The 22,662-nt window shown below is 26.6% G+C and carries 18 protein-coding genes and 4 tRNA genes; 15 read left to right on the top strand and 7 right to left on the bottom strand.

What is annotated here, in order from left to right; all coding sequences use genetic code 11:
* Positions 1 to 422: 422 nt before the first annotated feature.
* From B0174_RS09985 to B0174_RS09965, 5 genes are read left to right on the top strand one after another with little or no spacing between them, the layout of a single operon-like run.
* The gene (locus tag B0174_RS09985; RefSeq protein ID WP_108560257.1) at positions 423 to 1,799 is read left to right on the top strand and encodes a phosphomannomutase/phosphoglucomutase; all 1,377 of its coding nucleotides are present in this window, start codon (positions 423 to 425) and stop codon (positions 1,797 to 1,799) included.
* A gap of 2 nt (positions 1,800 to 1,801) precedes the next feature.
* Complete coding sequence (galU, locus tag B0174_RS09980) at positions 1,802 to 2,677, top strand: UTP--glucose-1-phosphate uridylyltransferase GalU (RefSeq protein ID WP_108560255.1); 876 nt, start codon at positions 1,802 to 1,804, stop codon at positions 2,675 to 2,677.
* Entirely contained in the window at positions 2,678 to 3,907 is a 1,230-nt protein-coding gene (locus tag B0174_RS09975) for a glucose-6-phosphate isomerase (protein WP_108560253.1), read from the top strand.
* Positions 3,908 to 3,915: 8 nt separating this feature from the next.
* The gene (locus tag B0174_RS09970; RefSeq protein WP_108560251.1) at positions 3,916 to 4,410 is read left to right on the top strand and encodes a YhcH/YjgK/YiaL family protein; all 495 of its coding nucleotides are present in this window, start codon (positions 3,916 to 3,918) and stop codon (positions 4,408 to 4,410) included.
* Positions 4,411 to 4,416: 6 nt separating this feature from the next.
* Positions 4,417 to 5,331, top strand: a complete 915-nt coding sequence (locus B0174_RS09965; RefSeq protein WP_108560249.1) for an AEC family transporter — start codon at positions 4,417 to 4,419, stop codon at positions 5,329 to 5,331.
* Here the strand turns inward: B0174_RS09965 and B0174_RS09960 are convergent.
* On the bottom strand, positions 5,324 to 6,037 hold the full coding sequence (locus B0174_RS09960) for a sulfite exporter TauE/SafE family protein (RefSeq protein WP_108560247.1): 714 nt from the start codon (positions 6,035 to 6,037) through the stop codon (positions 5,324 to 5,326). The genes B0174_RS09965 and B0174_RS09960 overlap by 8 nt on opposite strands.
* A gap of 95 nt (positions 6,038 to 6,132) precedes the next feature.
* On the opposite strand from B0174_RS09960, the gene B0174_RS09955 reads away from it, so the two are divergent.
* Together B0174_RS09955 and B0174_RS09950 are read left to right on the top strand one after the other, a co-directional pair.
* The gene (locus tag B0174_RS09955) at positions 6,133 to 6,378 is read left to right on the top strand and encodes a hypothetical protein (protein ID WP_108560245.1); all 246 of its coding nucleotides are present in this window, start codon (positions 6,133 to 6,135) and stop codon (positions 6,376 to 6,378) included.
* Positions 6,378 to 7,163 (top strand): exodeoxyribonuclease III, encoded by a 786-nt coding sequence (locus B0174_RS09950; RefSeq protein ID WP_205663521.1) that lies wholly within the window; start codon positions 6,378 to 6,380, stop codon positions 7,161 to 7,163. Before B0174_RS09955 ends, B0174_RS09950 begins: the two co-directional genes overlap by 1 nt.
* A gap of 12 nt (positions 7,164 to 7,175) precedes the next feature.
* On the opposite strand, the gene B0174_RS09945 is transcribed toward B0174_RS09950, so the two are convergent.
* Complete coding sequence (locus B0174_RS09945) at positions 7,176 to 8,582, bottom strand: restriction endonuclease subunit S domain-containing protein (protein WP_133174796.1); 1,407 nt, start codon at positions 8,580 to 8,582, stop codon at positions 7,176 to 7,178.
* Positions 8,583 to 8,683: 101 nt separating this feature from the next.
* A complete protein-coding gene (locus tag B0174_RS09940) occupies positions 8,684 to 10,849 on the bottom strand; it encodes an HsdM family class I SAM-dependent methyltransferase (protein WP_108560239.1) in 2,166 nt (721 codons plus the stop codon).
* A 185-nt stretch (positions 10,850 to 11,034) separates the two neighbouring features.
* On the opposite strand from B0174_RS09940, the gene B0174_RS09935 reads away from it, so the two are divergent.
* Positions 11,035 to 11,229, top strand: coding sequence for a hypothetical protein (locus B0174_RS09935; protein WP_108560237.1), 195 nt, complete (start codon positions 11,035 to 11,037; stop codon positions 11,227 to 11,229).
* Between the two features lie 32 nt (positions 11,230 to 11,261).
* Here B0174_RS09935 and B0174_RS09930 read toward each other — a convergent pair whose 3' ends face one another.
* Complete coding sequence (locus B0174_RS09930; RefSeq protein ID WP_108560235.1) at positions 11,262 to 11,738, bottom strand: MarR family winged helix-turn-helix transcriptional regulator; 477 nt, start codon at positions 11,736 to 11,738, stop codon at positions 11,262 to 11,264.
* Between the two features lie 109 nt (positions 11,739 to 11,847).
* Here B0174_RS09930 and B0174_RS09925 point away from each other — a divergent pair, with 109 nt between their 5' ends.
* Genes B0174_RS09925 through B0174_RS09915 form a run of 3 tightly spaced genes read left to right on the top strand, consistent with a single transcriptional unit; the run spans position 11,848 to position 17,283 of the window.
* Entirely contained in the window at positions 11,848 to 13,080 is a 1,233-nt protein-coding gene (locus B0174_RS09925) for a TolC family protein (protein ID WP_108560233.1), read from the top strand.
* Positions 13,077 to 14,162, top strand: a complete 1,086-nt coding sequence (locus B0174_RS09920; protein ID WP_108560231.1) for an efflux RND transporter periplasmic adaptor subunit — start codon at positions 13,077 to 13,079, stop codon at positions 14,160 to 14,162. Before B0174_RS09925 ends, B0174_RS09920 begins: the two co-directional genes overlap by 4 nt.
* Before the next feature lies 1 nt (position 14,163).
* Positions 14,164 to 17,283, top strand: coding sequence for an efflux RND transporter permease subunit (locus B0174_RS09915; protein ID WP_108560229.1), 3,120 nt, complete (start codon positions 14,164 to 14,166; stop codon positions 17,281 to 17,283).
* On the opposite strand, the gene B0174_RS09910 is transcribed toward B0174_RS09915, so the two are convergent.
* Together B0174_RS09910 and B0174_RS09905 are read right to left on the bottom strand one after the other, a co-directional pair.
* Positions 17,280 to 18,398, bottom strand: a complete 1,119-nt coding sequence (locus B0174_RS09910; RefSeq protein ID WP_108560227.1) for a hybrid sensor histidine kinase/response regulator — start codon at positions 18,396 to 18,398, stop codon at positions 17,280 to 17,282. The genes B0174_RS09915 and B0174_RS09910 overlap by 4 nt on opposite strands.
* A 1-nt stretch (position 18,399) precedes the next feature.
* On the bottom strand, positions 18,400 to 20,019 hold the full coding sequence (locus tag B0174_RS09905; protein ID WP_108560225.1) for a hybrid sensor histidine kinase/response regulator: 1,620 nt from the start codon (positions 20,017 to 20,019) through the stop codon (positions 18,400 to 18,402).
* Positions 20,020 to 20,171: 152 nt separating this feature from the next.
* Between B0174_RS09905 and B0174_RS09900 the strand changes: the two genes are divergently transcribed.
* The 4 genes from B0174_RS09900 to B0174_RS09885 all read left to right on the top strand — a co-directional run bounded on the left by B0174_RS09900 (position 20,172) and on the right by B0174_RS09885 (position 20,572).
* Positions 20,172 to 20,246, top strand: a tRNA-Gln gene (locus tag B0174_RS09900).
* A gap of 23 nt (positions 20,247 to 20,269) precedes the next feature.
* Positions 20,270 to 20,354: transfer RNA gene (locus tag B0174_RS09895), tRNA-Tyr, on the top strand.
* A 24-nt stretch (positions 20,355 to 20,378) separates the two neighbouring features.
* A tRNA-Phe gene (locus tag B0174_RS09890) sits at positions 20,379 to 20,454 on the top strand.
* Between the two features lie 31 nt (positions 20,455 to 20,485).
* Positions 20,486 to 20,572, top strand: a tRNA-Leu gene (locus tag B0174_RS09885).
* 66 nt (positions 20,573 to 20,638) lie between these two features.
* Here the strand turns inward: B0174_RS09885 and B0174_RS09880 are convergent.
* A complete protein-coding gene (locus B0174_RS09880; protein WP_108560223.1) occupies positions 20,639 to 22,549 on the bottom strand; it encodes a sensor histidine kinase in 1,911 nt (636 codons plus the stop codon).
* Between the last annotated feature and the right edge of the window lie 113 nt (positions 22,550 to 22,662).

Below are 22,662 nucleotides of genomic sequence, written 5' to 3'. Positions count from 1 at the left end.
TAACATTTATTCTTATTTTACATCTGTAATAAACAACAGATTATTCTACAAGAATTCTATATTCGGTTTATAAAGATTACTTTATAAATTGTTTATAATTATTTTTAAAGATCATCCAGCTTCAATTACAACGCTTCTATCATTCTTTCGTTTGATGCGCTTCAGTCAATTTGGACGGGAATTATAATAGGTTTCTTCTACTTTGTCAATAGCTTACCGCTTAAATTTGGCTTAAATTTTTGGATTTCTCCCCTGTTTACCTTTTTGCTTGGTTTTTATTGGCTTTTGCAGAAGGGGTTTTATATATTCTATAGTTTTAACTATTCTTTCACAATTTTTATGAAATATTCCATATAATAACAGTCTCAAATTTATTAAACATAATTTTTGATCAATATAACACAATGGAGAATAACATATAAATGAGTACATCTATTTTTAGAGAGTATGATATTAGAGGAATTTTTGAGAAAGAGCTAAATGAAGACATAGTAAAAAAGATTGGCTACTATTTAGCTAAAGCATTAATTAAAAAAATGCCTAATGCTAAGTTTATTGCAGTTGGTTATGATGCTAGACTTCATTCACCTACACTAAAAGGTTGGTTAAGTTCAGGAATAAATAATGCTGGTCTTGAAGTATTAGATATGGGATTAGTTCCAACACCGGCTAATTATTTTGCAAATTTTACTGATTTTGATGGACTTAAATCTGATGGTTCAGTGATGATTACAGGTTCTCATAATCCTCCTGAATATAATGGATTTAAAATCACTTTAGATAAAGACCCATTTTTTGCAGAGGAGATTTATGCATTAGGAAGAGAAATACTTTCTGATAAATCAACTATAAAAGATAATGAAGTTACTATTTCTATTGATTCAAAAAATAAATATATTGATTATCTTGTAAATCACTTTTCTCATTTAAAATTAACAAACAAAAAATTCGTTTTTGATTGTGGAAATGGAGTTGCTGGTGTTGTTTTAAGAGAAATTCTTGATAGATTACATATAAACTATAAAATCTTATTTGAAGAGCCGGATGGAAACTTTCCAAATCATCATCCAGATCCAAGTGATGAACACACTCTTGAAGATATAAAAAGAGAATTAGCAACTGGCGAATATGATTTTGGTTTTGCTTATGATGGTGATGCTGATAGAATCGCCCTACTTTCTCAAAAATATAACTTTAAAGGTGATATTTTAGCAATATTCTTTTCTAAGTTTATAAAAAATCCTACTGTTATTGGTGAAGTAAAATGTTCACAAGTTATGTATGATATTATTAATTCTTATGGAAAAGCAATAATGTATAAAACTGGTCATTCTAATTTAAAAGTAAAAATCAAAGAAACAAATGCTGATTTTGCAGCAGAAGTGTCTGGGCATTTATTTTTTAATGATAGGTATTTTGGTTATGATGATGCTTTATATGCTACTTTTAGAGCTTTAGAATTAATTGATCAAGGATTTGATTTTGATAAAGAGTATGAAGCTTTACCTCAAGTTTACTCAACTCCTGAGATAAATATAACTGTTACAGAAGAGACAAAATTTAAAATTATTGAAGATTTGAAAAAAGCTTTAGAAAATCCACCTGCAGATTTTCCAAAAATTAAAAACATTATAACTGTTGATGGAATAAGAGTTATATTTGAAAATGGATGGGGATTAGTAAGAGCTAGCAATACAACACCAAAATTAGTTACAAGATTTGAAGCAAATACAAAAGAAAATGCTAAAATATACGAAAATGTTTTAATTAAACTATTTGAAAAATTACAAGGAAAATAAAAATGAACGATAAAAATATACCAATTAGAAAATGTCTATTCCCTGCTGCTGGATATGGTACAAGATTTTTACCTGCTACAAAAGCAACACCAAAAGAGATGTTACCTGTTTTAACTAAACCACTTATTCAATATGGAGTTGAAGAAGCACTTGCTGCTGGTATGGATACTATGGCTATAGTTACGGGACGAGGTAAAAGAGCTATTGAAGACCATTTTGATATTTCTTATGAACTTGAAAATCAAATTAAAGGTACAAGTAAAGAGCATTATTTAACAGAAATTAGATCAGTTATTACTAAATGTACTTTTTCTTATACTAGACAAATAGAGATGAAAGGGTTAGGTCATGCAATTTTATGTGGTGAAACGCTAATTGGTGATCAACCTTTTGCTGTTGTTCTTGCAGATGATTTATGTGATGCTCCTGGAAAAGGCGTATTAGCACAAATGGTTGAATTATATAAAAAATATGGTTGTTCAATTGTAGCTATTGAAGAAATTCCAAAAGAAGATACTAATAAATATGGTGTTATTGCTGGAAATGAGATTGAACCTGGTATTTATATGGTAAAAGATATGGTTGAAAAACCTGAACCTGAGGTTGCACCATCAAACTTAGCAATTATTGGAAGATATATTTTAACTCCTGATATTTTTAATATCATTAGAGAAACAAAACCAGGAAAAGGTGGAGAGATTCAAATTACAGATGCTCTTCTTGCACAAGCAAAAAAAGGAATGGTTTTAGCATTCAAATTTGATGGACAAAGATTTGACTGTGGAAGTATTGATGGATTTGTAAAAGCTACAAACTATTTCTATGATAAAGAAACAAAAAAAGAAGCAGCAGCTAAAAAAGCAACTGGAGCTAAATAAGTGAAAAACAATCTGTATTATCCTCAAGTATCACTAAGTGATAAAGAAATTTTTGCAGAAATTAAAAAAGAAAGAGAAGTAATAGGTTATTACTCTCTTCCTTATGTTGATACAACAGTTTTAAAAACTAGACTTGATGATTTAAATTTTCCTCAAAAACAAATAGCAATTATTGGTATTGGTGGAAGTACTTTAGGAACTTATGCTATTTATAACTTCTTGAAATATAATAAACAACACAATAAATCTTTAAAAAAAGAGCTTTTCTTTTTTGAAAGTACAGATCCTGTAAATTTAAATGGAACTTTGGCTCAACTAAATTTAAAAGATACACTTTTTATAATAATTTCAAAATCTGGAACAACAATAGAAACTATTTCTATTTTTAAATATCTTATGTCTATTACAAAAATTGATAAATCAAATTTATTGGTAATAACAGAAGATGATAGTAAATTAAATACTTTTGCAAAAACTAATGATATAAATACTTTTGACATACCAAAAAATGTGGGTGGAAGATTTTCTGTATTATCAAATGTTGGATTAGTTCCTTTATACCTTGCTGGATTTGATATTGATGAGCTTTTAAAGGGTGCTAAAAAAAGTTCTGATTCATTTTTTGATAAAAAGAAACTGTTTAAACATCTATTAAAAAAAGCTAGAACTTATTATGAGTTCAAAGATGTTTATAATATGAATGCTATTTTTTCTTATTCTCAACTGCTTGAAGGATTTAATAAATGGTATGTTCAACTTTGGGGAGAAAGTCTTGGTAAAGTTGATGTTAATAACACAAATCAAGGTTTAACACCAATTGGACTTTTAGGACCTGTTGATCAACACTCTTTTTTACAATTAATTGTAGAGGGTCAAAGAGATAAAACGGTAACTTTTATTAAAATAAAAGATTTTAAAGACAATACAAAAATTGCTCCTATTTCTTTAGAGGGATTAGAAGAACTTGATTATGTTAATAATCTTAATTTTAAAGAGTTAATCAATTTACAAGCAGATGCGACGATAGCTTCTGTAAAAGAATTAAAAAAAGATATTCCAATTGATATTATTGAAATAGAAGAAATATCTGAATTTGAAATAGGAAAGCTTCTATTTTATTATGAATTATTAACTTCAATTGTTGGGAAATTTTTAAGAATTAATACTTACGACCAACCAGGTGTTGAAGGTGGTAAGATAATTTTAAAAGGTATGTTAAAAAATAAATAGGAATTTAAATGGCACTATTTGGCACATTAGAAACTTTGAAATCACAAATTTATGGTTCAAAGTTTGAAAAAGCTTTTGCTTATATTGAGAAATTACAAGATAAAAATTCAAATGAGTATAAATCTCTTTTAAATACAAAAATTGGCGAATGCAATAAAATAGTGTTAGATGAGAACTGTTTTGTTTTAGAACAAACTTATATTACAAAAGATAAAGAAGATTGTTTATTTGAATCACACAAAAAGTATATTGACATTCAATATATGTTTGAAGGTGACGAAATAATGGAAGTTGAAAATGTAAACAATCTTCTTATTGAAACTGCTTATAAAGAAGATTTAGATTATGCAAAACATGCCCAATCTAAAAACTCTTCTATATTAAAAATCAAACAAAATGAACTTGCTATTTTTTATCCAAATGATGCTCACATGCCTTGTATAAAAATAGATGATAATAAAAAAATCATAAAAGCTGTTTTTAAAATATCTGTAAATAATTAAGATATTATGGAACATATATTCTCAGCTTTAATTCCAGTTTTTGGACTTATTTTAATTGGATATTTTTTCAAAAGAATAAAATTTCCATCCCATGAATTTTGGCCACAAGCTGATAAATTAACTTATTATGTTTTGATGCCTGCTTTATTAATTTTCAAATTATCAAATGCTTCTTTAGCCTCAAAAGATAGCTTTAGTTTTGTTTTAGCTGCACTTTTAGCTATATTTTTTACAATGATTTTATTAATGCTTATAAATAAAATAAAACCTACAAATGCTTCAGCTTTTACATCTGTAGTTCAAGGTGGAATTAGATTTAACACTTATGTTTTTTTAGCTCTTGCTGGGGCAATTTTTGGAAATGATGGATTAATTTTATCTGCAATTATTTTGACTTTTGCAATTCCATTTATAAATATTTTATGTATTACTATTTTTGCTTTATATATAAGTAATGAAAAGTTAAATTTCTTATATTTATTAAAATCAATAATAACAAATCCTTTGATAATTGCCTGTGTAATTGGTGGAAGTATAAACTTTTTAGGAATTCATTTTCCGCTTATTATAAATAATACTTTAGAAATATTAAGTAAAGCAGCACTTCCTATGGGACTTTTATCTGTTGGATTTGGGCTTGTAATTAAAGAGATAAAATCTTCAAAAAGCGAACTTATAATTTCAAGTTTTGCAAAACATTTAATAATGCCTGTTTTAATTTTTATTTTTGCAAAATATTTTGAACTTGATGATATGATGATTTCGATTTTAGTTTTATTTGCAGTTCTTCCAACAGCTCCTAGCTCTTTTATACTAGCTCGTCAACTTGGTGGAGATATTGGATTAATATCAAGTATTATTACAGTACAAACACTTATATCTTCACTATTTATCGTATTAGTTTTAAAGTTTTTTATATAAATACTTTTACAATTACTTGAATAGCTAAAGCTGTAAGTAGTACTTTTAAAATGATAGTAAATTTTTTACCATCAATTTTATCTCTTAGTTTAGTTGAAACCCAACTTCCAGTAACTGCACCAATAATCATGGCAATAATTACTCCAATATAATCAAAAAATACGAATCCAAAATACATAAATACGAATAATTTTAAAATATGTGTGATACTCATCAACACAGCACCCGTTGCCACAACTTTATTTTTATCTTTATAATCTTTTAATAAAAGTGTCATAGTAAGAGGTCCTGTGGCTCCAACTACCATAGAAAGTCCTGTTTGAAAAAATCCTGCAAGAAAATAATTCTCATATCTTTTTATTTTCTCATTAAACTTTTCAGACCATAAAGAAAGCAAAATATAAATGCCAATAAACAAAGGAACATATTCAAGAGAAATCAGAGTTAAAACAACGGTAAACATTCCAATACCAATAAATGAACCTAATAGAAATTTTGGAATTACTTCAAATTGAACATCTCTATAACCAAATATTGCCCTACTTAGATTACTAGAAACTTGAGTCAATCCATGAATAGGTATCAATGCATTCAAAGGTAAAAATGAGGGTAAAATTACTATTAACATCATTCCCCCACCAACTCCTATAATTCCAGCAATTGTAGAAGTAAAAAAGGTAAGAAGTCCTAAAATCAATTCATTCATAAAAATAATCCTTGAAATAAATAAGTGTAAAATACCCTATTAAGGCTTATTTATCAAAAAAGGGGTTATAATAATTTAAAAAAGAGGAAGAAATAATGAAAAAACTACTAATCATTACTATATTTTTAACAAATTTTTTATTTGCAGATTATAATTATACAGAACAAAATTCAGGAAAAATAGATATGCATGGGGGGAAAAGTGATTCTCTTGGCAATTCAAGTTTTGGAAATATGAATGTACAAAAACCAATAACTCCAATCGCACCTAAAGCATTAATTGAAAATGAAGAAAAAAAACTTGAAAATAAGATTATAGAAAAAAAGGAAATTACTAAATAATGGCTACTTACAAATTTATTTCATGGAATGTAAATGGAATTCGAGCAGTTGATAAAAAAGAAGCTTTGAAATGGGTAGATGAACATGATATTCATCTTCTTGGTGTTCAAGAAACAAAATCAATGAAAGAACAAATCCCAAAAACTATTTTTGAAAAAGAATTCAAAACTATGATGGCAAGTGCATCTGCAATAAAAGGAAGAAGTGGAACTGCCCTATTTACAGATTTAGAAACTACTTTTGAATGCAACTGCCCTACTGTTGATATTTTGGATGAGGGAAGAATAAACGAAGTTCATTTTACACTTGGAGATAAAAATATCGCATTTTTTAATGTGTATTTTCCAAATGGTCAAAGTAAAGAAGAAAGACTTGTGTATAAAATGGAGTTTTACGATAGATTTTTAGAACATTGTGAAAGCTTGAAAAAACAAGGCAAATCAATCATAGTTTGTGGCGATGTAAATACAGCTCACAAAGAAATCGATTTAGCACGACCAAAAGCAAATGAACAAACATCAGGATTTTTACCAATGGAACGAGATTGGATTACAAAGTTTTTAAATCTTGGATATATAGATACTTTAAGACATGTAATTGGTGATGAGCCACACAAATATAGCTGGTGGAGTTACCGAGCAAATGCAAGAGAAAATAATGTTGGCTGGAGAATCGACTACTTTTATGTAAGTGAAGATTTAAAAGATAATGTTAAAGATGCTTATATTATGAGTGATATTTTTGGTAGTGACCATTGCCCTATTGGCTTGGAGATGGAGTTTTAATATTTTGAGAATTTAATTCTCAAAATATATCTTTATCTCTTTCTCATTTACAATATTATCAATGGTTTGGTTTAAAATTTCTTTTAGTTGTTTGGCTGTTTTGTCTAATTCATAAATTCCTGCAAGTAAATTATATTGACTATCTTGTTCTAAAAAACTTTCTAATGTAAATGTTTTGGTTTGGTAGTCAATATCTGGATTATGATAGAATAAGGCTATTTCATCTTGCTTTATTTTATCAAATTTTGGGAAAGGTATTATCTCCCAATATTTTTGGGCTAAACTACCACCATTTCCACCAACAGCATAAAGGTCGATTAATCCTTTATTACGCAAATAATCCAAACAACATTTAACAAATATTGCTTTGTTTACATCGTGTTCTTTTTGTTGAATTGTAATTCCATGTATATTTGTAATTGCGCTACTTTGTTCTTCAATAATTACAATAGAACGACCTTTTTCAAATCCTTCTGCTCCAAAAATCAAATCACCTTTTTGTAAAGTTTTTAAATCATTTGGATTTCCTAAATATTCAATTTTATCAACTGTTCCATATTTTGAAAGAAACTTAGGTAACATCAATGTATAAAAATTAGTATAATATTTTTTTGAATAAATACTTTCGCCAATATTTGAAACCTGTAAATTTTGACCACGAGAAAGGCTAAAGCCTAAATCTGAGATAGTTTGAGAGCCATTTTTATAATTTTGAATTTCAAAAACGATATTCTTAAAATTTTCTCTGTAAAGATTTGTATCTAATCTTCCAACTTCTTCTAACTCATTTATTCTTGGTAATTCAAATCTGAACTTATTTGCTTTTTGATTTTCTAAAAGTTCAATTTCAATGGCTTTTAAAATGGCTTCATGTCTTTCTTTGATTAATTTTTCTTTGTTAATTATAGCTTTAGTTAATATTTCAACAAAATTGATTACATTTTCTGCATTTTTATTTGGCATTGGTATTTTGCAATCCAAAAACATTGTTTTAGCATGGCGAATGGTTGCACCTTTAGGAACCATAAAATCTAATTGTTCTCTAAATATTGAATGTTTTATAAATGCTAGAAGATAGTATTTATTTTCAATTATGGGCAATCGATAAATTGCACTCGATAGCATAAAATTAGGATAGTCTTTATCTAAAATTACTATTTCTCCTATATTACTGTCTTTTGAAATTAGTATATCACCTTGCTTCAAATTCATTTTCACAAATGAGTTTGGCATTATTGGTAAAGCAGTTTCAGGTGTAATTTCTGGTAAAAATGAATGCTTTTGTAATGCCTTCGTTCTTATAAAATAATGGGTTGATTGACCAATATAGTTTAATGAACCTACTTCTTCACCTAAATCTTTTCGTTGCAAATCTCTTGTTAAAAAGTCTTTTACAAAAAAGAAGTTCTTATTTGGCATTATCAAATCCATATATTGAGAGGAAGACAAAGTATAGTCTTTCTCAATAATTGAGTTGAAAGAAATTGAATTTGGTATTTTTATATATGAATTACTCATAATTATTTATCTTTTATAAAAATATCTTGCAAAGATTTTTCTTGTTTCAAACACCATTTTTTAAAATCTTCAATTGTATTTGTAAATTCTTCATCAAGTAAAGCTCTTCCGTCTTTGTCAATTTCTATTTCAAAATTTTCATAATTTATTTTATAGTTTGGTGAAAAGAATTTAACTCTTTTACTTGTTTTAACTTCATAACCAACTTTTTCAATACCTTTAAAATACACTTCATAATTCTGTGCCTTTAATTTGATTAATTCAGTTTCTTTTGGTTTATACGCAACAATTATAGAAGTATTTACTCCTGTTTCAGCAAATACATTAGCAGGTAAATCAAAGATGGCAACAATTCGCATTTTATCCATTAGCCATTTTCTTGCAATTTTATGGCTATCTATACTTGCAATAGAATTAGAAATTACAATTCCCATTCTTCCATTTTCTTTTAAAATATGGTATGCATTTTCTAAAAAAACTACTCCTAAATCGATTTTTGTGGCTTGTTTTCCAGCTTTTTTCTTTTTACCTTCAGTAGATTCTTCTCCTTTATTACTATATAGATGCCAAAGTTCATAACATTGTATCATTTCAAGGTCTTTATCATCTTTTGGTACAAAAGCTCTATCTTCCCCAAATGGAGGATTAGTTAAAACAACATCAAACTTTTTCAATTGATTTTCATCTGGTCGGTTATCCCAATTTCCTTTTTGGTTCATACTTGGTATAAGTTCCAAAACTTCACCTTTATGGTCAAATTTTGAAAGTAAAGAACCATAACCTGCTTGTGCTTTTATTTTTGCATTTCCATCACCATTTAACAACATATTTAAAGTAGCAAGCATTACCATTTGTTCATCAATGTCCATTCCAAAGATGTTATTATCATCTAATTTACTATTTGAGTTTACATAAGAAACAGAAAGAAAATCAGCAATTCCAACTGTTGGGTCTATTACTGTTTCCCCATTTCTTGGATTTACAATATTAACTAAAAAATCAATTAGTGGTAATGGCGTTACAAATTGGGCATTAGCATCTTTTGAAAAGGGAGTAGCAAACTTATAAAATACCAATTGATAAAGGTCTGTTTTATGAGAACGAACAAAAGAATAATCTTGAAACTGATAAACAACTTCAATTAATACTTTTATATGATTTTCATTTTTAGAATTCAAAGGATTATCTTTTAAAATACGATAATAAGTTCCTGATGCTTCTTCTCTTAAACCATTGTTTCGTTTAATAAATTCTTGTAATGATTTATCTGCAAGTGATTTAAAATTTCTCTCTTCTTCTGTAATATAAAAATCTAAAAAACGGCTTGCCATTTTTTCATTTCTTTTCTCATCATAAATTTTCAAAGAAAGAATTTGAATTAATATCTCAAATCCTTTTTGATTTGTCATTCCTACTTTGTCCATTGTACGTAAAATACTACTCATAGCATCATTGATTTGTGTCGAATGAACCCCTGAAATAATATCTAATTCTTTAGTTCCACGCTTAGAACGGTCTATAATTTTTGCTTCTGTCCATTCTAAAATATCTTCAAAACTTGGAATATTTATATATGGATCAGGAAGATGTAAAGCTAATTCTTTCGTTTTACTTTCTTCACCTTTGGTGTTAAATTCTTCACTGTATCGTAAAAATTTATTGTTATGTTTACGAAATAAATAAAGCCTTTCTGTATCGTATAAAACAGCTAAACAAAAAGTTCTTCTACTTTCATTTAAGTAAGCTTTGAGCTGTTTATCCCAAACATCAATTACATTTTTATTATCTTCTTTTTTAAATTCAAGAGCAACAATTAAATGTTCTCGTAACCATTCTAAACTTTCATTGTTTCCATTCTCGTGATAGTCTTTATACTTATCAAACCATGTGATGTCATCAAAAATTGCTCCATCAAGTTTCAAAGGTGCAGAAGATTTATTACCTTTTGGGAAATGGACTTCTGTTCCAATAAAATCTTTAGTAAAAAGTCCTGATTGAATAATTGAATAAAAAAATTGCCACTTGTAATATTGTTCATTTTTAGTTCCATTTTTCTTTTTTAAATTTATTTTCTTTCCAAAAGTTAAATGTTCTTGAATAAAACAATCAAATTCTAATGTGTTTTCGTATTTATTATCGAATTTTTGCTTCGCTTCTGAAAAAGTCATATTAAATTTCTTCTTTTTTTAACTATTTTTATTAATAATAAGGGCATTTAAGTCTCTTTTTTATTGGTTTTCGGAATATATTTCCGAAATAAGAAAAGATTATATACATATAATTCCTAAATATTAATAAAATAGGCTTATTATTCCGAATTTTATTGACATATTTTTTTGTGTAAAGTTTTTTTATGAAATTAACTCAACAAGATAAAGCAAGACTATTAGGCATTGATGCGAGAACTTTACGAAAATGGCGAAAAGAAAAACCTTATTTATACGAAATAATAATGAAAGGCTTTGCCTTTGAAGAAGCAGTAAAAAAAGCACAACAAAATGCAGATGAACTAAAAGCTTTGGAAGAAGAATTTAAAATTAAGAGATAAATAATAATTAGTTTAACAAAAATAAAGTTTATCTAAATCATTGAATATATTACTTTTGCTAAAATTTTTTGTAAATCTTTTTTCTCTTTTTGAGTCAATATATTAAACAGTTTTTCTTTTGACTCAACAAGAGATTCCATACACTCTTTTATTAAAGTTTCACCATCATTTGTCAAACTTATTAGCATACTTCTTTTATCATTTAAAGAAGGTATCTTTTCTATGAGTTTTCTATCTTCTAGTTTTTTTAAAACCTTTGTCATTCCACCAGAAGAAAATAAGGTTGCATCATATAATTCTGTTGGAGAAAGGGCATTTTTATTGAAATATAGTGATGCTAAAACAGATATATCTGAATGTAATAAATCATATGTTGTTTTAAAAAAATGTTCATTTTTATTAAACATATCTTTATGTAATAGAGTAATTGGCAAAGTAAGTGCAAAAACTTCATATTCTTTTAATTTAATTGTTGTGTTGTAGAAGTTATCTATGTATTTTTTTTTCATGTTTCAATTTTAGCGGAATAATTATTAAAATAAATTTATCTTGCTAGCAAGATAAATTTAAGCCTTTTTATTCTAAAATCCAAAATCAAAAAAATTATAAGGAGTTATTTTGAAAAAATTATATTTTATTTTTTTAGTTCCTCTTTTTTTATCCGCTCAAAATTTGGAAGAGTTAGTTAATTTATCTATTCAAAATAAATTAGTTGATTCTTCTCAAAAGAGTTTAGATTCAATAAAAGACGAATATAAAAGTATTAAAAGTGGCTATTTGCCAAGCGTAGATGTAGGTGCAAATCATTCAATAACAGATAAAGAAACTACAAGTGTTCCAAAAAATTCATCAAAAACTTATGCAAGTATTAGTTATGAATTATATGATGGTGGAAAAAAATCAGATATTTATGACAGTTATGAATCAAATATTAAAAGTAGTGAGAAATCACTAGAAGCACTAAAAAATGATATTTCTTTAAATGTTGTGACTTATTATTATAACTATTTATCATATATTTCACAAAAAGAAGCAAAAGAAAAAGAAATAGAACAACTTGATTCAGAATTAACAAGATTATCTAGATTTTTAGATGCTGGAACAACAACTGAAGATGAAGTTCAAAAAATTATTTCTAGATTAGAAAGTTCAAAAGTAACTTTACAAGAATTAGAACTTGAAATTTTAACTATACTTCACAATTTAGAGTATATCACAGGAGAAAAAGTTACTATTAGTGCTGGTTCTAATGTAAAAGAGCTTGAAAACAATGCTCAAACTGATTTAAGATTTGACTTAAAATCTTTAGAATATAATGTAGAAGCAAAACTTGCAAATTCAAAAAGTGAAAAAAGTGGTTATTTACCAACAATAACTCTTGATAATACTTATTCATATTATGATTCAAACTTTGATAATAAAGCTTATGAAAGTAATGCAATCGATCATCAAAATATTGCATCTGCAAATTTAAAATGGAATATATTCTCTTTTGGTGAAACAAAATACAAATATGAATCAAAATACAAAGATTATTTAAGTTTAAAATCTCAATTAGAATATGAAAAAAACAAAGCAAATGTTGATTTAGAATTAGCAATAAAATCTTATGAAATTTCAAAATTAAAAATAAAATCTTCGGAAGCTAATTTAAAAGCAGCAACAACTGCATACGATGTAATTAAATCAAAATACCAAAATGGTTTAATTGATAATGTGGCTTTTTTAGAAAGTCTAAGTGAAAAATTTACAGCTCTTAGTCAATTAAAAACTTCACAAAATGATTTAGAAATTAAAAAAGCAAAAATACTTTACTATAGTGGTAAAAAATTAGAGGAATATATAAAATGAGAAAATCAATAATAGCAATAGCATTTATTTTTTTAGGATTAAATACATTAAATGCTGAGGAAAAACCGCAACTTCCACCTCTTCCTGTGGAAATATTTAAAATAGAAAATAAAGCATCAACTACAATTAAAACTTACCCTTCAATAATAAAAACTTATGAAGAAGTAGAAGTAAGAGCAAGAGTAAAAGGTATTTTAGTTGAAAAATATTTTAATGAAGGAGAATTTGTAAAAAAAGGAACTTTATTATATAAAATTGAACAAGATACATATTTAGCAAATTTAAATGTTGCAAAAGCTAGTGTAAAAACTGCTGAGGCAAATTATAAAAAATCACAAAAAGATTATGAAAGATCAAACTCTTTAATAAAAACAAAATCAATAAGTACTCAACAATATGATGAATATACTTATTCTTATGAAAATGCTTCAAGTCAACTTGAAAGTGCAAAAGCATCATTACAACAAGCACAAATTCAGTTTGATTATACAAAAATTCATGCTCCAATTGATGGAATTGTAGGAATTAAAAAAACTGATTTAGGTAATTTAGTTGGTTCTAATGATTCTGATTCTTTACTTGTTACTATTACAAATACAAATCCTGTTTATGCAGAATTTGCACTTTCAAAAGATGATGTGACAAGATACCTTTCACAAATAAAAGCTAAAAGTGCAAAAGTAAATTTAGTTACAAGTAATAAAACTTATGAAAATGGAGCAGTTGATTTTATCTCACCAAAAATAGATTCAAATACTGACACACTTTTATTAAGAGCCAAATTTGAAAACAAAAATAATGAAATTCTAATTGGCGAATTTGCAAAAATACAAGTATCAAATCTTGATTTAGGAAAAGTTTATATTATTCCTGAAAATGCTATTTTAAAAACTTCTCAAGGTAGTTTTGTTTATGTAGTTACTGATTCAATCGCAAAATTAAGACCTGTACAAACAGGTATTTTAGTAAAAGAGGGAATCACTATAGAAAGTGGACTTAATGAAAATGATGTAATTGTTATCAGCAACATGGCAAAACTAAGACCTGATACAAAAATACAAATTTTAAATAAAGAGAAATAATATGTTTTCTTCATTTTTTATAAAAAACCCAGTATTTGCAGCAGTTGTATCTATTATCATAGTTTTAGCAGGACTTGCTGCTATGCTAAATTTACCAATTGAGCAATACCCAAGGGTAATTCCTCCTCAGATTATTGTAAGTACAACTTATCCAGGAGCAAGTGCTGATACTTTAGCAAAAACAGTTGCTGCTCCTATTGAAGAGCAAATTAATGGTGCAAAAAATATGCTTTATATGAACTCAGTTGCTGAAGATAGTGGACGAGTAAGTATAAATGTATTTTTTGAAGTAGGAACAGATGCTGATTCTGCAAAAATTGATGTAAACAATAGAGTTCAAGCATCTTTGGCAAAACTTCCAGAGCAAGTACAAAGACAAGGTGTAAATGTAAGAGAAAGAAGTCCAAGTATTTTACAATTTATTATGCTTAATTCTCCATCAAATACATACGATACAACTTATTTATCTAACTATGCTTTAATGAATATAGTTGATGATTTAAAAAGAGTAAGTGGTGTTGGTGATGCAATGATTTTTGGAGCAAAAGATTATGCTATTAAAATTTGGATTGATCCTTTAAAACTTTCTAAATATTCACTCACAACAACAGATGTAATAAATGTTGTAAAAGAACAAAATTATCAATACTCAGCTGGAAAAATAGCAGCAGAGCCAATAAAAGAAAAACAAATGTTTACTTATACTATTCAAACTCCTGAAAGATTGAGTAGTCCTGAACAATTTGGTGATATTGTAATTAGAGCAAATGAAGATGGTAGTTCATTGATGTTAAAAGATGTTGCAAATATAGAACTTGGAAGTTCAAGTTATGATATGGTGACAAAATTAAATAATTCACCTGCTATTCCAATAGGTATCTTTTTACAAAGTGGTTCAAATGCTTTAGAAACTGCTAAAGCTGTTAAAAAATCTTTAGAAACTGCAAAATTAAACTTTCCAGATGGTGTAGAATATAGTGTTCCTTATGATAGTACACAATTTGTTGAAATTTCTATTAAAGAAGTTGCAAAAACATTTGTTGAAGCGATTTTATTAGTTATCTTAATTATATTTTTATTTTTACAAAACTGGAGAGCAACTTTAATTCCTATTTTAGCGGTTCCCGTATCAATTATTGGTGCATTTGCTGGAATGTATGCTTTAGGATTTAGTATTAACTTACTAACACTTTTTGGTTTAGTTCTTGCTATTGGTATTGTTGTTGATGATGCTATTATTGTTATTGAAAATGTTGAAAGACATATGAGTGAGGGAATGTCTCCAAGAGAAGCATCATTTAAAGCAATGAAAGAAGTTTCAGGAGCAATTGTTGCAATTGTTTTAGTTCTTTCGTCAGTATTTATTCCTGTTGCATTTATGGGTGGATTAAGTGGGGAAATGTATAGACAATTTGCCATAACTATTGTTATTTCAATCGTTATTTCAGGTTTTGTTGCATTAACATTAACTCCATCACTTTGTGCTTCTTTATTAAAAGATGACCATAAAAAACCAACATTTTTCTTTTTTGTATGGTTTAATAACTTTTTTGAAAAGGCAACAAGTAGCTATACCTATTTAGTTAAAAAAACTATTAGATTTTCTCTTATTTCAATTTTACTTTTTGGTGGATTGATTTTTATATCTTATGATATGTTTAAATCTATGAAAACTGGACTTATTCCAAATGAAGACCAAGGAACTATTTTCGTATTTTCTTACAATCCAGGTGGTGCTTCAATTTCAAGAACAGATGAATTTACGACTGAATTAAATAGTATTATTGCAAAAGATTCAAATGTAAAAGATATTATTACACTTGCTGGATATGATTTAACATCATCATCTCAAAGAACTCATGCGGCAGCAACAATTATAAAACTTAATCCTTGGGATGAAAGACCAAATGCTGATCAACATGCTGATGCGATTCTAAAAAAATTAAGTGGTCAAGTACTAGCAACTTCAGATGGATTCTCTTTTGGAGTTTTACCTCCTCCTATTATGGGAATGAGTGTTGCTGGTGGATTTGAAATGTATATTCAAGATAGAACAGGTGGAAATATTCAGGATTTAGAAAAAGTTGTAAATCAAATTATTGCAAAAGCTAAAGATAGACCTGAATTAATGGGAGTAAGAAGCTCACTTGCAGCAAATATTCCTCAATATAAAATTGATGTAAATATTCCAAAAGCTAAAGCAAAAGGTGTAGCTGTGGATGATATTTATAACACTTTAAATGCAACTTTTGGAAGTTTTTATGTAAATGATTTCTCTTTATATGGAAGAACATATAAAGTAAATTTACAAGCAGAAAGCGAATATAGAAAAAGTGCTGATGACTTAAAATTTGTTTTTGTTAAAGGTAACAATAATGAACTTTTACCAATTAGTTCATTTGTAAATATCAAAAAAGTTGTAGGAGCTGACTTAATTGAAAGATTTAATCTTTTCCAAGCAGCAAAAGTATCAGGACAACCTTCACTTGGATTTAGTTCAGGTGATGCACTAAAAGCTATTGAAGAAGTATCAAATGAAGTTTTACCATCTGGTTATACTATTAGTTGGGTAGGAACTGCATATCAAGAAAAACAAATTTCTAGTAGTTCCAGTACAGCCTTTATTTTTGGTTTAGTTTTATTATTCTTAATTTTGGCTGCATTGTATGGAAAATGGTTATTACCAATTTCAGTTGTTTTAGCTGTTCCTTTTGCAATGTTTGGAGCAATCTTAGCAACATTATTAAGAGGTTTGGAAAATGATATTTATTTCCAAATAGGACTTTTAGTTCTAGCAGGACTAGCTGCAAAAAATGCCATCTTAATCGTAGAATTTGCCTTACAAAAACAAAAAGAAGGCTTTGGATTATTGGATGCTGCATTTGAAGCTGCTAAGATAAGATTAAGACCAATTATTATGACTTCATTGGCATTTACTTTAGGAACTGTTCCATTAGCTATTAGTAATGGTGCAGGAGCTGCAAGTAGACATGCGATTGGAACGGGAGTAATTGGAGGAATGTTAGCAGCTACTTTTATAGCTATTATATTTATTCCATTATTTTATGTTTTAGTTTCAAAAATAGGTCTAAAAAAAGACAAAACAAAAGAAGAGATTTAACTCTCTTCTTTTTGTGGTAAAGCCATAATATATCTCAAACCTTTTTCACTATTATTTATTTTTAAATCCCCTTGAAAACTATTTTTTATTACAAGTTTCACCATATAAAGACCTGTTCCAGTTCCTGTTGATTTAGTAGTATAATATGGATCAAAAAGCTTTTCTAAGTTCTCATCTTTTACGCCACCTGCATTATCTTCCATAATTAAAATTGTATATGATTGTTTTGATAAAACTTTTATATTTATCTCTTTATTTTCAGTTTTTCTTTCTTTAAATACATCCAAAGAATTATTTAATATATTTAAGATTACTTGCTCTAATTCTGTTTTTATTCCATAAACTTTTTCATCTTTATATTCTATGTTTATTTTAACTCTATTTATTTCAAACTGATTTCCCATAAATTTTAGAGATTTTTCGATTGCATCTTTTATTTCAAATACTACCTTTTGTTTATTTGGATTAAAAAAATCTCTAAAATCATCTATTGTTTCACTCAAAAAGCTTATCTGTTCTTTCGCATTTTTTGAAAAATCATCAATAAATTTCTCATTTATTTCATTTGAAAAAAAAGAGTCTTTTACATCATTACAACATAAAGATAAAATATTCAAAGGTTGCTTTAACTGATGTGAAATTACGCCTATCATTTCACCCATTGTTGCCATTTTTGATTGATGAATTAATACTTTATCCTTTGAAGCTATTAACTCAATATCTTGTTTTCTTTTCTCAAAAATATCAATATAAACTCTTAATTTAGAATTTAGCAAAATATCATGAATAGGTTTTGTAATATATTCAATAGCACCTAAATTATAACCTTTGGTTTTATACTCATCTTTATCATAAATTCCTGTTATAAAAATAACTGGAATATTTTTTGTTTTTTCAATATTTTTTAAGTACTCAACAAATTCAAAACCATCAATCTCAGGCATTTGAACATCTGTTAAAATTAAGTCAATATTTTCTTTCATAAGTATTTCCATACCATCTTGAGCACTTAATGCAGAAAAAATATTAACATCAAAACTATCTTCTATCATCATTTTTAAAGAATATATATTTTCAGAGACATCATCTACTAATAAGATATTAAATTTATTCACTTTATCTTCCTAAATAAGTTAAAATTTTATTCATCAGTTCATTTTTCATAAGTTGTTTTTGTAAATAATCTTTTTCCTCTATATTTTCAGAAGAAATTACAATCTTTTTCAACTCATTTTCTTTACAATAATCGAGAAAATCAAATATATCTAAATCAGAATTATCTTCATCAATAATCACTAAATCATATTTATTTTTTAATATATCATAAGCTTCCTCAAATGATTTACAATAAGTTAAAATAAAATTTTGTTTTCGTAATAGAACTGCAATTGGGAAAAAAGCCACATAATCACTATTTATTATTAGTAATTTTTCATCTTTTTTAATAATATTATCTTCTTGTTTTAAAGATTCTTCCATATCAAATAAAATAATATCATCAATAACAATATCAGTATTCTTAGATGAAATAGTAACTTTATCATCAGATATATTTTTTATATTTGTTTTTTTAGGCAAAATTAATTCAAAAGTACTTCCTTGTCCCAAAGTGCTAAAAGCTTTAATTTCTCCACCTAATAAAGAAGCTAACTCTTTAGAAATTGCTAAACCAAGTCCTGTTCCACCATATTTTCTTGTAGTACTTCCATCAGCTTGTTTAAATCTTTCAAAAATATAATCTAACTTTTCTTTTGATATTCCAATACCTTCATCAATTACTTTTATTATAATATCATTTATATTTTCTTCTAAAATAATTTCAATACTTCCCTTGTCAGTAAATTTTATTGCATTACTCATCAAATTTTTTACAATTTGTTTAATTCTATTTAAATCAGATAATAAAAATAACTCCTTATTATTTGAATTATAATTTACAACTAATCCTTTTTCATTAGCCAAAGGTTGCATATCTAAAACTAAATTTTCAAGTAATTCAAATAGATTTATTTTAGATAAATTTATAGATAATTCTCCAGCTTCAATTTTTGAAATATCTAATATATCATTAATTAAAATTAATAAATCATTTCCACAACTATTAATGATTTTCATATTTTTTATTTGTTCATCATCTAATTTTTGATTTCTATTTTTTGCCATTATTGAAGATATTACAATGATAGAATTTAATGGAGTTTTTAATTCGTGGGACATATTTGCCAGAAAATTACTTTTGTATTTATCAGACTCAAGTAACTGTTTTTGTTGTTCTTTTAATTCATTAGCCAAATGATTTAGCATTTTATTTTTATTTTTAATTTTTTGTACATTTAAACAAGCATCAATACTTATATTTAACTTTACAATTAAATCTTGAAACATGGAAATTACAAACTCAAATTTTGAATAATCTTTTTCAAAAACTATAAAAAAAGCAGCTTTTTCTAGAGGTAAAAGTAAAATTATTTCTTTTTGATTATATTCAAAATATTTAATAACTGCTAAATCTTTTATTTGTTCTTGAAATATTGTTTCATCATAAGCAAAATTATCATCATAGGCTAAATATTTATATAATTTATTATTTTCATCAATTAAATAAAAAAATCCTTTTATGGCATTTGTTTCTTCCACAAAAGATGTTAGAACTTCTTTAATCATAATATTTAAATCTAAACTATTGCCTATTGAACTATGACATTTATATGTCAAGGCTAAATGTTCCATAAACATATCTTTACCTTTTTAGAATTAAAATAATTTTTTCTTCATAAAAATAATAGCATAAATAAGATTCTTAGTAAATAAAAATTAACAAAAGAAATATTCTACAATTTAGCTAACTTTAATTATTAAAATATTATAATTCCGTCCACTTAAATTATTGGGGTATCGCCAAGTGGTAAGGCAACTGCTTTTGGTGCAGTCATTCCTAGGTTCGAATCCTAGTACCCCATCCATTTAGTTTAAGTACATATTCAACGGTGAGGTTGGAGAGTGGTCAAATCCTGCGGACTGTAAATCCGCCGCCTACGGCTTCGAAGGTTCAAATCCTTCTCTCACCACCACTTTTTAAATTTAAAAGAAATAATGGCTCGATAGCTCAGTCGGTAGAGCAAAGGATTGAAAATCCTTGTGTCGACAGTTCGATTCTGTCTCGAGCCACCACTTCTTTTGAAGTCTTTTTATATACACATGTGCGAGTGTGGCGGAATAGGTAGACGCGCGGGACTTAAAATCCCGTTCCGGTTTCGGAGTGTGAGTTCGATTCTCACCATTCGCACCATTGTATTATAAATCTCTCATAAAAATTACATTCTAAATTTTAAAAATCATTAGCTATGTTAAAATTTTATTCTTTATCATCATTTATATTTAGTATTATTCGAAATTGAGCACCTACATATTTTTTATTATTATAAACAAACTCTTTGTTTTTTACAGAAAGATGACCATTTAAATGTTTTGTAATAATCTCTTCAGTCATATAAAGCCCTATTCCTGTACCTTGAGACTTATGTTTAGTTGTAAAATATGGTTCAAAAATCTTATTTAGATATTCTTCTTTTATTCCACCTGCATTATCTTTTATTATAATATATACTTGATTTTTGTTATTTTTATATACATCAATAAATATATATTTTTCTTCTTCAACAGATTTTTTAACTAATTCATCTCTTGAGTTATTAAAAATATTAATAAGTGCCTGTATTAACTCATTTTCATAACCAAGAAGTTCTATGTCTTCTATATTTTTTATTATAGTAATATCTTTTGTACTAAATTGTACAGAAATTAAATCCAAAGTTATTGCAAATGTATTTTTTAAAAAAAACTTTGTTTTTTCTTTATTTGGACTAAAGAAATTTCTAAAATCATCTATTGTCTTAGAAAGATATTGTGCTGAACTATTTATTTTTTTAGATGCTTCAAAGAAAAAATCATCTGTTAAAATTCCCATTTCTTTTTGCAATACCATTCCACTTGAAGCAGTTGTTATTGTTGATAAAGGCTGTCTCCATTGATGTGCGATATTACCTATCATTTCACCCATTGCAGCCATTTTTGATTGTTGATGTAAAATCATTTGTTGCTTATTTAACTCTTTTTTATATTGTTTAAATTTATTTTCTAAAAAAGTTGAAACATATTTTGAAATGATTAATAAAATAATCAATAAAATAGCTCCAATAACTAAAATATTCTTTATATAATTTTCGTACTTTTCATCTAATCTTTTTTTAGTTTCTGAAATTTCAAGATTTACATCATCTTCATAAAAACCTGTTCCAATTGCCCATTTCCAATTTTCATAACCTCTTATATAAGCTGTTTTTGTTACAGGTAAGTCTAAATCTGGCTTTTTATATTGTAAGTATGTTAAATAACCATCTCCTGCTTTTGCTATTGATACTAACTCATTAGTTGTTTTATCTATATTATTTACATCTAAAATTTCTTCTGGTTTTTTACCTATAAAATTTTTATTTACATGGCTTAAATAAACCTTATCATAATCTATAATAAAAATATATCCAGCTTTACTATATTTAAGTAAACTAATATCATCTAATGCTTCTTGTTGTATTCCTTTTTCAAAGTCATCAACATATTCACCTGTTCCAATAGCTATATTTAGTGGCTCAAAATATTTATAAAATGATATTTTTCTTGCTATTTCTTTATTTGTATTTGGTTTATACCAGTAATATTCATCAAATCTTTCAGTTTTTTCTTTTATTGTATTTACAATAGCATGAAATAATTTATAACCTTTTGGGTCTGTGTATTCTAAAAAATTTTTACCTTCAATTGAAACATCAACAGGATGAGATAATTTATTTCCATAAATATCATCCATAAAAAAATATCCCCGTCCATCATTAAATCTAATATTATGTAATGCAACTTTTATTAATTGAAAAATTTCTTCTTTAGTTTTTGTATCTTTATATTTTTCATAAATACCTGTTGCTATTGCATGGGCTTCATAAACTCTACTTTTAACACTTTTTTTCAATTCTATTTCTGTAGTTTTTTGAAGATGTTCAATAAAGTCATACACTCTATTTACTTCTTCTTTTATGAGTTCTTTATTTTCTAGAATATATCTTTGTTCAATATCTTTTTTCTCTTGATTAAATGTACTTTTATTTTCAAAATATAAAAATAAAATAACGCAAAATGAAATGAGAATTACAAATATTGATGGTGTAAATTTTATTATTTTTAGGAATTGTTGTTCTTTTTCAATTTTCATATTATTACTTATTCTTAATTTAGGGAACTAATTGTAGCAGTTTTTATTTAAAATATACAGCCGTTAAATATTTTATTGATTTATTATTATATTGGATAAAAGTATTCCTTAGA

This window comes from Arcobacter caeni (assembly GCF_003063245.1).
Lineage (GTDB): Bacteria > Campylobacterota > Campylobacteria > Campylobacterales > Arcobacteraceae > Aliarcobacter > Aliarcobacter caeni.
This window is presented reverse-complemented; position numbering and strand designations above follow the sequence as displayed.